16 protein-coding genes are annotated in these 15,327 nt (G+C 42.9%); 2 read left to right on the top strand and 14 right to left on the bottom strand.

Translation table 11 applies throughout. The annotated features are described in order from the left end of the window. Positions 1 to 5 precede the first annotated feature (5 nt). From B9T34_RS01995 to nirD, 5 genes are read right to left on the bottom strand one after another with little or no spacing between them, the layout of a single operon-like run. Positions 6 to 935, bottom strand: coding sequence for a VOC family protein (locus B9T34_RS01995; RefSeq protein WP_086211471.1), 930 nt, complete (start codon positions 933 to 935; stop codon positions 6 to 8). Positions 936 to 945: 10 nt separating this feature from the next. Beyond that, a complete protein-coding gene (locus B9T34_RS02000; RefSeq protein WP_086211472.1) occupies positions 946 to 1,710 on the bottom strand; it encodes an SDR family oxidoreductase in 765 nt (254 codons plus the stop codon). Next, on the bottom strand, positions 1,703 to 2,767 hold the full coding sequence (locus B9T34_RS02005) for an aromatic ring-hydroxylating oxygenase subunit alpha (protein WP_086211473.1): 1,065 nt from the start codon (positions 2,765 to 2,767) through the stop codon (positions 1,703 to 1,705). Before B9T34_RS02005 ends, B9T34_RS02000 begins: the two co-directional genes overlap by 8 nt. Positions 2,768 to 2,782: 15 nt before the next feature. Continuing rightward, entirely contained in the window at positions 2,783 to 3,082 is a 300-nt protein-coding gene (locus tag B9T34_RS02010) for a recombinase-like helix-turn-helix domain-containing protein (RefSeq protein ID WP_086211474.1), read from the bottom strand. 25 nt (positions 3,083 to 3,107) lie between these two features. Continuing rightward, a complete protein-coding gene (gene nirD, locus B9T34_RS02015) occupies positions 3,108 to 3,413 on the bottom strand; it encodes a nitrite reductase small subunit NirD (protein ID WP_086211475.1) in 306 nt (101 codons plus the stop codon). Between the two features lie 265 nt (positions 3,414 to 3,678). Here nirD and B9T34_RS02020 point away from each other — a divergent pair, with 265 nt between their 5' ends. Beyond that, entirely contained in the window at positions 3,679 to 4,497 is an 819-nt protein-coding gene (locus B9T34_RS02020; RefSeq protein ID WP_086211476.1) for an IclR family transcriptional regulator, read from the top strand. 100 nt (positions 4,498 to 4,597) lie between these two features. Here B9T34_RS02020 and B9T34_RS02025 read toward each other — a convergent pair whose 3' ends face one another. Then, positions 4,598 to 4,882 (bottom strand): MarR family winged helix-turn-helix transcriptional regulator, encoded by a 285-nt coding sequence (locus B9T34_RS02025; protein WP_139841242.1) that lies wholly within the window; start codon positions 4,880 to 4,882, stop codon positions 4,598 to 4,600. A 476-nt stretch (positions 4,883 to 5,358) separates the two neighbouring features. Between B9T34_RS02025 and B9T34_RS02030 the strand changes: the two genes are divergently transcribed. After that, positions 5,359 to 6,222: a hypothetical protein gene (locus B9T34_RS02030; RefSeq protein ID WP_086211654.1), complete on the top strand. Its 864-nt coding sequence runs from the start codon at positions 5,359 to 5,361 to the stop codon at positions 6,220 to 6,222. Positions 6,223 to 6,508: 286 nt separating this feature from the next. Here the strand turns inward: B9T34_RS02030 and B9T34_RS02035 are convergent, their stop codons facing one another. The 8 genes from B9T34_RS02035 to B9T34_RS02070 all read right to left on the bottom strand — a co-directional run bounded on the left by B9T34_RS02035 (position 6,509) and on the right by B9T34_RS02070 (position 15,320). Further along, entirely contained in the window at positions 6,509 to 8,137 is a 1,629-nt protein-coding gene (locus B9T34_RS02035; RefSeq protein WP_086211478.1) for a PepSY-associated TM helix domain-containing protein, read from the bottom strand. A gap of 1 nt (position 8,138) precedes the next feature. Further along, positions 8,139 to 8,432, bottom strand: coding sequence for a hypothetical protein (locus B9T34_RS02040; RefSeq protein WP_086211479.1), 294 nt, complete (start codon positions 8,430 to 8,432; stop codon positions 8,139 to 8,141). Further along, entirely contained in the window at positions 8,429 to 8,686 is a 258-nt protein-coding gene (locus B9T34_RS02045) for a hypothetical protein (protein WP_086211480.1), read from the bottom strand. The genes B9T34_RS02040 and B9T34_RS02045 overlap by 4 nt, the downstream gene beginning before the upstream one ends. 231 nt (positions 8,687 to 8,917) lie before the next feature. Continuing rightward, the gene (locus B9T34_RS02050) at positions 8,918 to 11,011 is read right to left on the bottom strand and encodes a TonB-dependent receptor (RefSeq protein WP_086211481.1); all 2,094 of its coding nucleotides are present in this window, start codon (positions 11,009 to 11,011) and stop codon (positions 8,918 to 8,920) included. Between the two features lie 437 nt (positions 11,012 to 11,448). After that, positions 11,449 to 12,615 carry a type III PLP-dependent enzyme gene (locus B9T34_RS02055; RefSeq protein WP_086211482.1) on the bottom strand — a complete coding sequence of 389 codons (1,167 nt, stop codon included), beginning with the start codon at positions 12,613 to 12,615 and terminating at the stop codon, positions 11,449 to 11,451. Positions 12,616 to 12,749: 134 nt separating this feature from the next. Next, the gene (locus B9T34_RS02060) at positions 12,750 to 12,989 is read right to left on the bottom strand and encodes a phosphopantetheine-binding protein (protein ID WP_086211483.1); all 240 of its coding nucleotides are present in this window, start codon (positions 12,987 to 12,989) and stop codon (positions 12,750 to 12,752) included. Then, positions 12,986 to 13,636, bottom strand: coding sequence for an isochorismatase family protein (locus B9T34_RS02065; protein WP_086211484.1), 651 nt, complete (start codon positions 13,634 to 13,636; stop codon positions 12,986 to 12,988). The genes B9T34_RS02060 and B9T34_RS02065 overlap by 4 nt, the downstream gene beginning before the upstream one ends. 28 nt (positions 13,637 to 13,664) lie before the next feature. Then, positions 13,665 to 15,320 (bottom strand): (2,3-dihydroxybenzoyl)adenylate synthase, encoded by a 1,656-nt coding sequence (locus B9T34_RS02070; protein WP_086211485.1) that lies wholly within the window; start codon positions 15,318 to 15,320, stop codon positions 13,665 to 13,667. Positions 15,321 to 15,327: the final 7 nt, after the last annotated feature.

The following is a 15,327-nucleotide window of genomic DNA, read 5'->3' on the forward strand; positions in this document are numbered from 1 at the left end:
GGACTTTAAGCGGGTTTGACCTGACGGCGGGTTTCATGATCTAAACCGCCTTCAATTGCCCACTCCGTAAACAGCTCCAAGCTGTGTTCTTCTTCACGCGGCTGCCATTCTTCTGTCAGGTAATCATCATTGGTGTAGTACTCAAAAGCACCGCCCAATGGCGAGTTGACATACCAGAAATACGCCGATGAAATCGGGTGGCGGCCCGGACCAATAAAGGTTGACCAGTCTTGACGGTTCATGCTCAAACCGCCGCCAATCACTTCATGAATATCACGCACCACAAAAGCTACATGGTTTAAGCCAGCAGGCTTATTCGGAATAGACAGCAGGAATAAATCATGGTGGAAACCTTCACCGCGGCAGCGTAAAAATGCACCGCGCTTTCGGTAAGCATCTGACAAATGAAAGCCAATTTTTTCAATATAAAACGCTTGCGTGGCTTCCAAATCTGGCGTGAAAAACACCACATGGCCAATATCGACAGGCTCAGCTTTTTCATACACTGGGCTGGCTGCGTTCACACGCTGAATATTGCCAAATTGGTTGATGCCTTCGGTTTTTGCTGCAGGAAGCTCATGTGTAATGCTTTTTTCAAACACAATGGTCATGCCATTAGGATCGCGGCACTGCACATGTGAAGTCGAGCTGGCAAAACCTGCTTCATTGGCTAAACTTGCTTTTAACTGTTCAAAGTCTTGTTCATTTTCAACACCCCATGTCACTTCACGCAGTGTTGAACCTGCTTCAATCGCTGGCGGCAAGCGCGCATCTGCAATATCAAACAGGTAAATTTTGCTGCCATTTTGGGTCTGATATAAATCTGTAGCATCAATATCTGAATCAACAGCTTTTAAGCCAAAATCAGTTAAAAAAGTATTCGCCTCTTGGCGGTTTTCGACACCAAATTTAAGGACTTCAATTCCTGTAATCATGTCGTGCTCCTTAATTAAATACAAAACCGCCGTTCACAGGAATATTCTGTCCAGTCACAAAAGAAGATAAATCTGAAAGCAGATAAATCGCTGTGCCGTTTACATCCTGTGGAAGCTGCTGACGCTGTATTGCTCTTCCATTGACATACAAATCATGACGCGACTGAGGTACATATTCTGTGGCTTCAACCAAGGTCAACCCTGGACTGATGGTATTGACACAAATATTGTCTGGACCTAATTCAGTTGCCATGGAACGGGTCATCGAGATAATTGCACCTTTGCTGGCCACATAAGCCATCAACTTCGGTGCGCCCCATAAAGCAGTGTCTGATGCAATATTGATAATTTTGCCCTGACCTGAAGCTTTTAAATGCGGCACGCAAGCTTGAGAAACCAGCCATGTACCTTTGACATTGACCGTCATTACTCGGTCCCAAAGCGCTTCGTCATAGCCCATCATGTCCACACCGCCTACGCCTGTAGCTAAGGCAGCACAGTTAATTAGACCGTCTAAACCACCAAGGGCTTCAACAGCAGTTTGCACCGCATGTTGAATAGACTGTTTTTGACTTAAATCGATACTGACGGCAGATACCTGAAAACCTGCATGCGCTAACTTTTCAGCTTCTGACTGCACCAAATCCGTCAAAATATCTGCCATGACCACCGCAGCGCCAGCTTCTGCAGCCGCTTGAGCAAAATCGCGCCCAAGGCCTCGCGCTGCACCAGTCACTAAAATGCGCTTGCCCGCTAAAATCTGTAGGCTAGCCATTGGCAGTTTCCTTCATATCAATACGGTTTGAATCTTGCGCACCGCGTAATGCCGTAATTTTCTTAATCTGCTTTTCCGCTTCTTTTTTCATTAAGCGGCGTAAGCGTGAAAGCCCGACATCGTGCTGATAAAGAAATTCATGCTGACGCGCATTTGGCGCCATGTTTTCAAGAATAATGCGGTCTTGCTCCAACACATCCCAATGTAATTGCTCAAGATGGTTGCGGTACAAGAAGCGCCATACATTACGTTGCCAGCCAGAGACTTTACGGCAGCGCCAGAAAAATACGCGGGTGTTATTGGCATCAATCGGTGTTGCAAAACCGACAATCCAGAACTCGCCGCCCGGACCAAATGACTTACGGTAAGGAATAGATAAACGCAGCCACGCAGCACCTGTTTGACCGTATTCAACCCAGTCAAAGTTCACACCCGTCTGGCCTTCTTTTTCAAAAACAAAGCCATCTTTAGTAGCACGATGCTTCATTTCTGCCGTGCGTTCACCGTCTGCCATAGAGTGCGATGTGCAATGCAGGTATGTGCCGTGCATTGGGTCCATCACGTTATCAATGGCATATTGATGGTTCACTTTCCAATCTGCCATGCAAAGGAATGAACTCCACTCCTCAGTTGCAAGCTGATCCGGCAAAACCAGTTCTGCAGGCGCTTCTGCATCATCAATACCAAACCAAATGAAGATCGCATCATTCAGTTCTTTCACTTGATAAGACTTCACACAGTCACTGCCTTTAAGCGGGCAATCATGTACCGCTGGCACATCTTCCACTACGCCGTCATGACGCACTTCTACACCGTGATACCAGCACGCTACGCGGTTACCCAGATTCCAGCCTAAAGATAAACGTGCACCGCGGTGCGGACAGCGGTCTTCCAAGGCATGTACAGCGCCTTGCTCATCACGCCATACCACAATATTTTCGCCTAAGCGGGTAATGCCGACTGGATTTGAACCCACTTCCCAGCTGGCCAATACTGGATACCATTGATCACGCAGACCAAGATCCAAATATTGTTCTAAATTAATTTCTGTCGTCATGATGAAATCCTTTTCTTAGTAGCCTAGACGCTGCATCTCTTTCGAGAAGCTTTCAGCGGTCCATACATCACCCGCTACCGTTCTAAACCCTTGCTGATTCAGCGCTTCGGTTAATGCATCCAGTTCAGTCACATCATTACTGAAGGCTTGAATTAAATGCTGTACAAAGTCCAGTTCGTACTGGCTCGGTGCTCGGCTGCGGTTCTGCCAAACTAGGTGCTCAACATCTCCAGGGATTTGAATATTGTTGATACCTGCTTCGGTCGAAGGCGTTGCATTGATCCATCTCGCGAGCTTTTCATTAAATTCTTTCATGTGAATATTTCCTTTGCTTCACTGCTTAGAGCTGAATTTGAACTTCTCCGTTCTCAACTCTGACAGGGTAAGTGCACAAATCTCTGCACCCTGGACCGCTTTCTAAAGCGCCCGTTTCCAAATTGAAAATTGCTTCGTGCAGCGGGCATTCAACTGTGAGTCCTTCAATGAAGCCTTCAGTCAACAATGCATATGCATGCGGGCAGACATTTTCAACAGCGAAATAATTTTCCTCGATCACAAAGACACCAATCTTTTTGTCGTCAACCTCAATCGCTTTAGGTTCTTCCTCAGCGACTTCGTTCACCTTGCAAACAGATATCCAGTTCATGTGCTCATCTTCCGTGTTTTATATGTAAAACATAATTTGATATTTAAAACATTAATAATAGAATAATACCTGACCAATTTAGTTGTCAATTTTTATATAACTTTAAAATTCAATAACTTATTAAAATTAAACATTTTGAAATGTTTTAAATGCGAAATATTTATTTATATACGAAACATTGTGATATTAAAAATACCCCGTTAAAATAGGCATAGATCTTCTCAAGCGAGGAGATAAATCAGCATAAATACAGGTTAGCTTGGCAATGAATTCCACAACTACAGATGCCCTATTGGAGCAGGAAACTGACTCTAATAATGATGAGCGTTATTTAGTACCCGGTTTGGTACGCGGCTTAGCCATATTAAAATTATTTGATCAAAGCAATCAGGAAATGACCATTTCTGAAATTGCAGAAAAAATTGACGTGAACCGTTCCAGCGCATTCCGATTGATTCATACATTGGAGCATTGCGGATACTTAAGAAAAATGTCGCAAAAAACCTTTGCGCTGAACAGCAATGTGATGGAATTGGGCTATAACAGTCTATCTAAATCATCTTTAACGGAACTGGCCGCACCAATCATGCGCAATCTGCGCGACCAGATTAAAATTGCGGTGCATCTCTCTATCTTGGAAGGCACAGATATTGTTTTTATCAGCAATGTGCAGTCTATTGGGCCATTCACCAGCAATGTACATATCGGCACGCGCTGGCATGCGCATGCAACCGTTATTGGGCAATTAATCCTGTCGCGCCTGCCTGAGGCGGAAGTGATTCAGCGCTATGAAAACTTTACAGACTGGAAGGTCTATTCAGAACGCACACCGCGAGACATCAAATCACTGCTGGCGCGTTTAAATGAGGTGCGTAAGCAGCCCTTCATGGTGAGCTGGGGGCATTTTAATACCGACATGGCTGCCTGCGCTGCGCCTATTTACAGCCAAGCCAGCGGTGATGTAACGGCTGTGCTGTCCGTCAGCTGTCCTTTAAGCACTTATACAGAAGACGAGTTTAGAGGCGAAATCGCGCAGAACGTCATTGAATATGCGAACCAAATTTCTAAATTTATTTATATTTGACGCTATTAAGCACAGCTGTGTTTTCATATGCTGAAATCGGCAGCGCGCCAATTACATATAGGTGTAATTGGCGCGCTGCCTAATCTGCGCGTTAATTTGCTTACTGTAAATTGGCTTTCAGAATTTTAAGATACTCATTTAATTTTTTAATGTCGTTGGGTTTTAAGCCCGTAAAACTATCCGTTAACAGCAATGAGGCGATTTCATTAATTTTCTCGACCATGGTCCAGCCCTGCTCTGTCAAACTGACTTGAGTGACTCGATTGTCATTGTCGCAAATTCGGGTATCCAGCAACCCCTCATCTTTTAAACGGTAAATGATTTTAGTCACCGTCGGCATTTTCATAATTGTATTGATGATCAGCATCAGTTGCATATTTTCCAAAAATTCCAAAAATTCCAAAAAAAAGCGCACCTTAAACGATATATTTGAATCAAATTAAATGCCCCATTGCTACCTTTTTTAATTGCTATATTTTGAAAACTTTTACGGCGCATTGTTCTGCTCTGAAGCATTACCTCACATCATCTGCTCTCAATAGCCGTTCATTCGCCCAAAAATGCTTAAAAGCGCACATAAGCAATAGATTTTCATGATCAAAAGCAAAAATTTAAAAACGGGCCAAATCTTTAAATATGCACCAAAACATCACACTTTAAAAATGAAAAATTGTTCAACTCTTACTTTATTATTTATCGTACATTATTCGACTAAGGCACATTGATTTATCAAAATTTTACACATAAAATCAATCTATTAAGAAGTGAGCACAAATTATCCTTTGGCCGCAAAATATTATGGTATTCTCCAAAAAAGCGCCGAGCTTAGCTCATTAATAATTTATGCACGTGAGAATGCTTATGCTTAAAAAATTTGAAATATTTGATAATCCTCGGGAATTAGCCCTTGCTGAAATGTCAAAAAGCATTCCTGATGAACAGTGGGAAAAGAATCTACAATTCCTGAATAACCTGCGGAAAATAATCGCTGCGCATCCAGTTTCCACACACCCTGCCATTCAAGTATTAAACAGCGGCCAGCTTTGTATAGAGCAGCTCAAAAAAATTCATCTTGAATACCGGCATGCCATTGTTCAAATATTTACTGATGCCTTATTAATGGCGCAATTTCAAAGCAAACAGCTGGAACTCAAATTACATGCAGGCGCTAAACTCGCACCGCGTGTGCTGCTGAGCCTGAACATTTTGGATGAATTCGGCTTCCGCCCTGGCTTTGATAAAAATAATTATTATCAAGGCAATCCAGCTTATGCGCATTACCCGCTCTTTGAAGACTTACTGGCACAATATGGCATTAGCGAAACTGAACGCAATGCATATCAACCATCCCAAATTGCTGATGATGTCCGCAGCTATTTAGAAGCATCCTACAGCAGCTATATGAAAGTTTTAGCGCTTTTAGCCGTAGCAGAAGAAGAAGTGATTTTATTCAGCCCGCCTCTGCGCCAAGCGACCAAAGCTGCAGGCATTACTGTTGATGGCGGCGGTTATTATTATGTGCACGGCATCTCCAGTGATGAAACCGCTGAAGCGGCAGATGATGATCATCAAAATGACCTCTGGTATGCCTTAGCGCAGGCCATCACAGCAGATGATTATGATGGTTTACACCAGCTTTGCATTGAATACTGCGCACTATGGAATAGCTTTTGGGATTTGCAAATTGAAGACATAAACGAATTCGCAGCATTGCAAGCGGTATAAATTGCTGCTGCGGCTGTTCTATCATGCAATCCTTAAATAAAAAGCCTGAATATAAATATGCTTGATCAATAAGGTCGATTTGCTTAAATCGATTTGGCTTGACTCACTGAATATTAAAGTGTTGAGCAGCAGCGATTGCTTGATTTAAAATCAGCAGTACATCAATTCGCCCTGCTGAATATACACACCCTAGCATCTGCTTTTTATACACATGCTGAATTATAAGTACAGCTAAAAAAGAAATGTCGCTAAAAAGCCACGAACAGTTTCATGGCTTTCTTAAGAGCTAATCCTTCTGAACGGACCAAATACTTCCTGTCTCCGCAGCTTGTTGACGATGTTTTGCTTGTTGGTAAAACCTGAAAAATACCCCAGCAAAAATTACAGCGGTAATATCAATCCACCATAAAGCGCCATGCGAAGCCCATAGGCTTGAATTTGGCAGAATAATTGCAGCCAGTGACGTTAGTGGCAGACAGCACAGCACCACAGCTATCGCCATAAAAAACTGTGGCAAAGCTTTTGCAGCGCCAGCAGCAAAACAGTAGATGAGACTCAGTGCAAAAACCGCATAATAGCTATACATGAGCCAGTGATTTAAACTGCTTAATTCCGCATAAAAAACATACCCCCAGCGCCCAGTCAGCATACTGCTGGCAATTGCTAGAATACAGCCGAGACAAGCACCTACAGTTAAATTAGCAATCATCCTCACATCTTTACGCTGCTGAACTGGACTCAACTCTGGATTTTTTTGCCGCTTCAAACGCGACTCAATCCAAAGGATATTTCCTGAATAAAACAGGAATGCGCCGCCGACACCTAAAATAAGATACAGCCAGCGGGTCAAATCACCGCCATAGTTACCAAAATGCAAACTGAACATCGAGCGGATCACTTGATCCATCGCGCTCGCAGAGGTATTTAAATTGCTGGTACTTGGCGCTTTATCCAAATAAGGATTAAAGACCATGACATCAAAACGGTCACCGCGCAGCATTTGATCCGCGCTATACAAATTGGCACGTGCAGAGGCTTTTTCCGGCCGATCCATATGATTAAAACTGATGGAACTGACCTGATATTCAGGCGCCTGCAGCTTAATTTTTTGCAGCAGCTTTTCAATGTCTAATGGCACTGGTGTTTCTACAACTTTTGCCACCGCCGAACGTTGAGCCTTGGCTTTATCATTGCCAATTAAATTTCCTATTGCATCGTAAAACACATCATGAAATGCAAAAGCAATCACCGACACGCTGATAATAATATGAAAAGGTAAACTGGTAATGCCCACTACATTATGTGCATCCAGCCAAAAACGCTTTTTGTTTTTACCTGCCCGAACCGCAAAATAGTCTTTTACCAGCGTCGGCAATAAGATAATCAGGCCTGTCATCAGCGCAAGAAAATACAATACGCAAACCACACCCATGACATACATACCAATTGTATGATGTCCCAAAGTCCCAGGTATGCCCGCTGTTTCATGCAGCTGTTCAATCAGCCAGCCCATTTTAGATAGATTTTCTTGTTCTACTCGCAGTGTATTTTCGGCATTCAGCGTCGCCAGCATACTATTTTGATGCGTATCAAAGCCATGATCATCCTGCCCTTTCAGCTCAGGCGGCTGCCATTGCATTGGCGCATAATGAAATTCTTTAGAATCAAAATTAAGTTGGAAGCTTTTCTGCGTTTCAGGATATTTGGCCTGAACCTGCTCAATCAAAGTATTGTACTGAGAATTTGCAATAGGCTGCAGCTGCTGCTGTGGCGGTGTTGCCCAGCGGCTTAAGTCATGCTGAAACATGCTTAAGCCACCTGCAAAAAAGCAGATGAATAAGACAATGCCTGAGGTAATGCCAACCCAAGTATGCAGTGTTTTGGCATGCCTGATGATATCGGTACGTACTTTCATACTATGTGGCTCTCATCCAGCATAAAGCGCCATATGCCAAAGCATTCAGCAGCAGAAAAATGAAGATAGACTGCCAGCCCTTAGGAATAAAATAGGCAATAAAACATAAAGGCAACCATATCCAAGGAATAGACCACATACCCAATTGCGGTGCGAGACTCGGGCTAAAATGTTGCACTGCCCATAAGGTAATTAGCGAAGCGCACAGCAGCGCCAGCATGAATCCCAACACAAAACCCGCAAAAGATTTTGACCACCAATCAGGCTGGATTTTTTGTTTAAAGAATGAATTCATGCGCTATATTTTTTCATCATTAAAGGGATAAATGGTAAAAAAGACCAAACGACCAGCAGTGTTAAAAGCCACATATATACTGCGGCTAACTTTGGCAAAGATAGAACAAAAAGCAGCAATGCCAAGACTAGGCTACCAACGCCAAGCCAACGATATGAACGGGATAAAACGGACTTCATGAGCCCTTGATTGGGATGCGTGCAATACAGAAGAATGCTGCCCAAAAAGACAAAGAAAAATGCAAGAAACTTCATCACTTACACCTTAATTATGGTTATTGAAAGACTATATTGCCAAGCTTAAGCAATGCATTGATAAATAGAGATCGATTTAAAAATTAGAAAATTTGCAGGCAAACGCTGGTATGTTTATAAAACGTGCATCACACAAAAATTGAAATAAAATAGGAAAGATCTCAAACAATCATTGCAAGAGATCTCCCATTTGCAATCAGCATTATTCCAACGCTGACTGATTATTCAGACTTAGAAATCAAAGGTTAAGCCAAGTTTATAAGTACGGCCAGAACCTAATGTTGTGAAGCCGCTGTTGAACACACCTGCCCAATATTTTTCATCGGTCACGTTATCAATATTTGCGCGGAATGTTGTATCTACACCGCCAATATTGGTTTTGTATTTCGCACCGATATCTAATAATGTGTAATCAGGCAATTCTAAAGTATTGGTATTATTTAAATACTGTCTATCCACGTAATTAGCACGTGCATTTACACTAAAACCATCAAGCTGCGGCACACTATATTCAACCCCCAAACCAGCAGTAAACTCAGGCTGACCTTCTACTGTATTGCCAGTAATATCAACTTTACCACTCATGCCTTTTGTATATTCCACATCAATATAGGCTAAGTTGCCCCATACGATCAGATTATCAATCAGGTTGCCAGAGAATCCGTATTCAATCCCTTTGGATTTAGTTTCGCCGCCATCAGTGGTAATTTGGCTAGCACCATTTACAGGAGCTGTATAAAACTCTGTAATGGTACTTGGTTTTTTAATTTGATAGGCCGCTAAAGTGTGCAGCCATGAACCATGCTGGTATTTGGCACCAACTTCATATTGCTTGGTTTGGAATGGCGCAAAAGTTGTTCCATTGTTCGCATCCAACGGATTATTAACTGTACTGCCCTGCGCAAGGCCTTCGACATAGCTGGTATAGAGTGAAATATCTTCACCCCATGGTTTAACCACAATACCAAGGCTTGGTGACAGCTTATCTTCACTGTATTCAACACCCGTCAATGGGTTTTTAATGTCCATATCTTGGAAACGAGCGCCTAAAATCAGCTGTACTTTATCATCCAGCATTGAGATTTGGTCAGTTAATGAATAGCTGATGTAATCATTATCAGATTGTTTAAACATCTCTGGGGCATTTGATGGCATTGAACCACCATTACTTGGATTATAAATATTCGTCGTAAATGGTACAGCTGGAGAACCTTGTCCAGTATGCTTTTTGACTTCTTGATGTAAATAATCCGCGCGTAAACCAACGACATGATCAATAGCGCCCGTACTGAATGCGCCTTCTAGCCCTAAGTTAGCTGTAGAATTGTGCTGCTTCAATTTCACATGATAATACTGAGAATTCGCATCACCTGCCTCATTGGTCACAATCATGCGCGTGCCAAACAGATGTCCTTGATATTCTTGTTCTGCGGTACCAGCACCTGCAATGACTTTCAGATTATCCAGCAGTTTATATTCACCCGATAAACCTACGTACTGAGCAGACTGCTCCCCATGCAGGTTAGGGAAATAATTCTTTTTGCCGTCTGGCGCATCAAGTACTTTACCTAATTGCGCAAAAGACACCATTGCCGGTGATCCACCACTGCGTTTGTCTTTGGTCGCATAAGCATCAAAATTAAGTTTAGCGCGGTCCGTAGTCCAATCTAAGCCCAGAACAGCCGAAGTACTTTCGTCTTCTAAACCGTCAACTACATGTTCACCTTGACCAAAGTTGGCACTAAAACGCGCACCAAACTCTTCATTTTCACCCATACGGCGTGCGACATCAAAGCCTGATTTATAAAAACCATCGCTTTCAAAGTTAGCATTAACACGAGTCAATTCTTTATCAGCGCGTTTGGTATTGGCAATAATCACACCGCCCACACTGCCGCCAGGCGCCATACCCGCAACCAGAGCATTAGGACCTTTTAATACAGTAACCGAGCTTAAAATATCCGTGGTAATCCGCCCTGTTGGCGCCATACCGTACATGCCATTTAAGTTGTAATCTTCCCAATTGACACTAAAACCGCGGATATTGAAGTTTTCGTTTAAATGACCGCTGTTTGTGGTAGTACGAATACTTGGATCAATTTTCAACACATCCATCATGGTATGCGCATGCGAGTCCTGAATGGCTTGATCACTGTAGTTGCGGATCGTAAATGGTGTATCCAGCACATCTTTTTCGCCCAAAATATTCAGTGTTGCTTTCTTTTTTAGTTTCCCCGTGACATCGGTTTCTTGCGAGTCCGCTTTGACAACAATCGTTGGCAATACCGTTGTATCTTCAGCAACAGCAAAAAATGGCGCGGCCATTAAAGAGAGAAATAATAGATTTTTTTTCAAGATGATGTCTCACTCTATAGTGATGTTAAATTTTGTAGACATCATACACAAATTAATGAGAATGATTCGTATTTGATTAACAATTCTCATTAATATTAACTATACAAATATTTCTTTTAAAAGTTAAAACCGATCATAGTGGCATTATTTATTGAACAAACATCAATGAATAGATTGGTATAAAGCAAAGAGCATTCACTTCAACATTCACCTGATTCAAACCAATGAACGAACATTTTTTGAAATGAGTTCGGCTGACTTAGTCATTATTATTTTTAAAAATTAAGGCAATTCAGTTTTCTTGTTGATTCAGATTCAGCACCAAATGCTGAAGCACGATAAAACAGCCCGCCCATATGCATCATTCAATGCCTAAGTCACGGACTGTTTTCGTGTATGCAGAATGTTTATTCCAAATAGAAAGTCTTTAAAGGCGGATAACCATTAAACTCAACTGAAGCATAAGAAGTGGTATAGGCACCAGTACTCAGCCAATACAAACGGTCGCCCATGACCAAATCTTTGGGTAAGGGATAGGCAACTTTTTCATACATGATATCGGTAGAATCACAGGTTGGGCCTGCCAGCACCACATTGGATTTAGGTGCATTATTCAGCATTTTCGGGGTATAAATCGGGTACTTAATCATTTCCCCCAAGGTTTCTATTAAGCCATTGAATACACCGACATCAGTATAAATCCAGCGCTTTTCATCCTGTTCAGACTTATTTGCAATGAGCACAATCTCTGAAACAATCACCCCTGCATCTCCAACCAGAGAGCGGCCCGGTTCTAAAAACAATGTGACTTTTTGCTTAAAGTGATCATCCAAATAGCATTGAATGCGTTTTGCATAATCTTGAATGCTGTCAATATCTGCTAAATATTGTGCTGGAAAACCGCCTCCCGCATTAATCAGCTCAAGCTGTATGCCATGTTGCTGCTCAAGCGTGTCAAAGACAGTTTTCACCGTTTTTAATGCCGTGCGCCATACCGTTACATCATTTTGCTGACTGCCCACATGGAACGACACACCATAAGGCTGAAGCCCCATTTGTTTGGCTTTGACCATCAAATCTATTGCCATCTGCGTATCACAGCCAAATTTACGGGATAAAGGCCAGTCCGATGTTGTACCAGACTCGACCAATACACGGACAAACACACGTGAATTTGGCGCATGCAGTGCAATCTGTTCTAAATCTGCCTGTGCATCTGTGACAAATAAACGAACGCCTTGCTCATATGCATATTTCACATCGACAGCTTTTTTAATGGTGTTGCCAAATGAAATCCGCTCGGGCGAAATGCCGCATTCAATCACCCGATCCAGCTCATATACGGAAGCCACATCAAAATATGAGCCTAATCGATCTAAACGCTGCAGAATTTCACAGCTAGGATTGGCTTTGACCGCATAGAAGATCCGTGCCATGGGAAAACTTTGCTGCAGCTCCTGATATTTAAATTCTACACGATCTAAATCCACCACTAAAAATGGGCTGGGTTTATTGGCAGCAAAGTTCTGAATTTTTTGCCACTGTTTTGAAGAGTAATAATTTTCTAACTGCATGGAAATCCACCATTACATACAGATGTGAACGAAAATGGCCTTTGGCTATGATGTTGGCTGGGACCGTTCAATACGGCGGTCAATCGTCTAGATTGACCGCTTTAATTTGGAAGCGATAATTTTGGAAGCAACAATCAAGCTGGACGCAATTTTAAGCGCTGCTGCCAGTCATTTAATGTTGGCTCTTCGACCAAGTCTTGAAATTCAACACTCAGCCCTTGTTCACGCCATTGGCCGACCAAAGTCATTAAACTGACGGAATCTAGGCCAAGCATAAATAAGTTGTCATCATTTTGAATTTCACTGGCGTCAATTTCCAATTGCTTGGCCAATGTTTGACGCAGCCCGTCCAATGTCAATGCAGCATGGCTCATCGTACAATCTCCGTTTGAAGCTCACTGAGCACAGCTGCTGTATCTACCACTTTGGCACAGCGCCCAGTTGCATATTTCAATGCCAGTTCATGTTCTTCTAAACTGAAATCTGCCAGTGCATCACCTACTAAAAATGCCTGCATATCCAGCATAAATGCCTCAGCCGCAGTCAGTAAGCAACCAATATGCGCATACACGCCGCAAATAATCAGCTGATCACGGCCCGCGTCCTTAATACGCTGTTCAAAATCACTTTTCTTAAATGCGCTATAACGCCATTTGGTTAATACCGTATCTTGTTCGGCAGGTTTTAAGCTTGGAATAATCTGCACAATTTGCGGATCATTGCCCAAACCTTTCCCCCAAAAATCGGTCAGCAGCTGACGGTGCTCTGTACTTTGATCTCCTGGCTGAGCGGTGTAATACACGGGTATGCCTAGAGCATGGCATTGATCAATCAATTGACGGCAATGCTGGATCAGCTCTGGAATGGGTGCTTGCGTCTGGTCATAAAAATCTAAGAAATACTGCTGTAAATCATGCACCAAAAGTACAGCGCGGCTCGGGTTAAGCGTCCAATTTACTTTATTGATGGGAAAATGCTGCGCCTGCGGCATGGGATAACTTGCAATACGTGGAATAGCCATGGTTTTACCTATTAATTTATCAATTCTGTTATGCAGCCAAGCGCTGTCTTAATGCTTTTTTATCAATTTTGCCCAAAGCGGTATAAGGCATGTCTTCCACAAATTCGATGCGGTCTGGAATCTTATATGTCGCCAAGCCATAGCTTTGTACATATTGACGAAGCTGCATCATTAAACGTGTGGCGCTAGGATCTTGAGCATCTGCGCGCCATTGAATATAAGCGCAGCTTTTTTCTCCCAGCATGGCATCTGGCATAGACACCAATGCAGACTGAATCACCTGAGGATGCTGATTCAGCACTTGCTCGACTTCTTCGGTCGCAATTTTTTCACCGCCACGGTTAATCTGATCTTTACTGCGACCTTCCACAATAATATTGCCCGCCGCATTGATGCGTACCAAATCACCCGTGCGGTAAAAGCCATCTACCGTAAAAGCACTGCGGTTATGTTCAGGCGCGTTGTAATAGCCGCGAATGGTATAAGGACCACGCGTTAATAAATGCCCTACTTCACCCTGAGGCACTTCTTGGTCTTGATCATCAACCACTTTAATTTCATCATCTGGGCTAATTTTGCTGCCCTGCGTTGTTATGATCTGCTCGACATCATCGTCATAACGGGTGTAATTAACTAAGCCTTCCGCCATGCCAAAAACCTGCTGCAAACGGCAGTGATATTGTTCAATCAATTGCCGTGCCAAAGCATCCGCTAAGCGCGCACCGCCAACTTGCAATACCTCTAATTTGGCAAAGATATTTTCAGCACCCTTTTGTACGGCTTCTGCCCAGCTAGCAGCCAATGCAGGCACCAATGAAATATGAGTAATCTGATGCTGCTGAATGAATTTAAAACATGCATCCGCAGATGGGTCCTGTGACAAAACCAAAGTCCCGCCTGCATAAAACAGACCTAAAGAACCTGCCGAACTCATGCTGAAATTATGCGCCACAGGCAAAACCATCAGCATCTTAGTTTGCTGATTCAACTCACAAATCTCGGCACTGGCGCGCACGCTATATAAATAATCATCGTGGGTTCTGGGAATCAGTTTAGGTGTGCCGGTACTTCCGCCAGACAATTGAAAAAATGCCATATGACGCGCAGTCAGTTTAGGTGGAACAACACGTTTTTTTTGCAGCTGGGCAGTATCTGGCCAAGAGTCAAACTCTCCAGCATCGCCCACCACAATCACCTGTTTTAAACTCTCACAGCGTTGCTGGCATATTTGCGCCAATGTTCTGTAGTCAAAGCCCATAAATTTATCAGCGCAAATATAGAGTTTTGCTTGCGTCTGATTAATAAAATAGCTGAGCTCTGCATGTCTATGCGCAGGCAAGCTCATGACTGGACGCATACCAATGCGCAGCGATGCAAAATAGGCAATAAAAAATTCTGCAATGTTAGGCAGTTGGATCACCACAGCATCACCCGTTTGATAGCCTTGCTGTGTCAAATACACTGCAAATTCATCAATACGCTGCTGCAATTCGCAATAGCTATATTCGCGCTCACCGCAAATCAACGCAGTATTTTCAGCATATTTGTCTGCGCATTCTGCAAAAAACTCGCTGATGGTTTGTCCAATCCAATAGCCTTTTGCTATGTACTTTTCTGCAAACTCAAGCGGATATGGAACAATACCCTCACTCAGTTTTTGCTCTAATAATGGTTCTAAATTCATAATACTG

The organism is Acinetobacter sp. ANC 3813 (assembly GCF_002135435.1).
Classification (GTDB): Bacteria; Pseudomonadota; Gammaproteobacteria; order Pseudomonadales; family Moraxellaceae; genus Acinetobacter.

Coding starts and splice junctions, on each gene's coding strand:
- B9T34_RS02060 (WP_086211483.1), bottom strand. CDS start 12,989: ATGAGCCATGCTGCATTGACATTGGACGGGCTGCGTCAAACATTGGCC.
- B9T34_RS02065 (WP_086211484.1), bottom strand. CDS start 13,636: ATGGCTATTCCACGTATTGCAAGTTATCCCATGCCGCAGGCGCAGCAT.
- B9T34_RS02050 (WP_086211481.1), bottom strand. CDS start 11,011: ATGGCCGCGCCATTTTTTGCTGTTGCTGAAGATACAACGGTATTGCCA.
- B9T34_RS02045 (WP_086211480.1), bottom strand. CDS start 8,686: ATGAAGTTTCTTGCATTTTTCTTTGTCTTTTTGGGCAGCATTCTTCTG.
- B9T34_RS02000 (WP_086211472.1), bottom strand. CDS start 1,710: ATGGCTAGCCTACAGATTTTAGCGGGCAAGCGCATTTTAGTGACTGGT.
- B9T34_RS02035 (WP_086211478.1), bottom strand. CDS start 8,137: ATGAAAGTACGTACCGATATCATCAGGCATGCCAAAACACTGCATACT.
- B9T34_RS02010 (WP_086211474.1), bottom strand. CDS start 3,082: ATGAAAGAATTTAATGAAAAGCTCGCGAGATGGATCAATGCAACGCCT.
- B9T34_RS02030 (WP_086211654.1), top strand. CDS start 5,359: ATGCTTAAAAAATTTGAAATATTTGATAATCCTCGGGAATTAGCCCTT.
- B9T34_RS02070 (WP_086211485.1), bottom strand. CDS start 15,320: ATGAATTTAGAACCATTATTAGAGCAAAAACTGAGTGAGGGTATTGTT.
- B9T34_RS02020 (WP_086211476.1), top strand. CDS start 3,679: ATGAATTCCACAACTACAGATGCCCTATTGGAGCAGGAAACTGACTCT.
- B9T34_RS02005 (WP_086211473.1), bottom strand. CDS start 2,767: ATGACGACAGAAATTAATTTAGAACAATATTTGGATCTTGGTCTGCGT.
- B9T34_RS02055 (WP_086211482.1), bottom strand. CDS start 12,615: ATGCAGTTAGAAAATTATTACTCTTCAAAACAGTGGCAAAAAATTCAG.
- B9T34_RS01995 (WP_086211471.1), bottom strand. CDS start 935: ATGATTACAGGAATTGAAGTCCTTAAATTTGGTGTCGAAAACCGCCAA.
- nirD (WP_086211475.1), bottom strand. CDS start 3,413: ATGAACTGGATATCTGTTTGCAAGGTGAACGAAGTCGCTGAGGAAGAA.
- B9T34_RS02040 (WP_086211479.1), bottom strand. CDS start 8,432: ATGAATTCATTCTTTAAACAAAAAATCCAGCCTGATTGGTGGTCAAAA.